This window comes from Aeromonas sp. HMWF015, assembly GCF_963878965.1.
Taxonomy (GTDB): Bacteria; Pseudomonadota; Gammaproteobacteria; order Enterobacterales; family Aeromonadaceae; genus Aeromonas; species Aeromonas veronii.
The window spans coordinates 502-1,002 of sequence record NZ_CAWNZT010000111.1 but is presented as its reverse complement, the minus strand read 5'-3'; the positions used below and the strand labels follow the sequence as shown (position 1 = coordinate 1,002).

At 65.7% G+C, this 501-nt stretch carries 1 protein-coding gene; it reads right to left on the bottom strand.

Annotated elements, in window-relative coordinates:
* The coding region (locus tag AACS18_RS05570; RefSeq protein ID WP_258228865.1) for a P2 family phage major capsid protein at positions 1-501 on the bottom strand (501 nt) is incomplete at both ends.

Here is a 501-nt window from a genome sequence, read left to right as displayed (position 1 = left end):
TGGCTGCCTTCGTTCCACTCGCGGGCCAGCTGGTGCCAGCCTTTGTTGACGTCTTCACCCAGCGGATGGGCGGTCGGGTCGGTGTCGTCGGCCGCTTCCACGCCGTTCCAGCCGACGCGCAGCATGTCCAGGGCAAACGCCTTGTTGATGAAATCGCCCACCAGGCGCAGGAACTCGCCCTCGCTGCCGGCGTTGGCCCAGACGCACAGAGTGGCCCAGTCGAGCGAGGCACACGAATCGGTCTCGGTCAGCTCGTAGGTGTTGCCGGCGACGCCGATCTTGCCGTTGAAGCGGCCATCCTTCTTGCGGCCGGTGAACAGCTTGCCGATGCCCACTTGCACTACCTGGCCCTTGATTTGGTCTACGTCGAGGCAAGTGATGAGGCCCAAGAACTCGACGGAGGCGAGCAGCGCGGCGCGCAGGCCCGTTTCCACCGGACCGGTGACGCTGAACTGCTTGGCCAGCGCATTGACGGGGATGCCGTAGGCCTTGGCCAGGGCG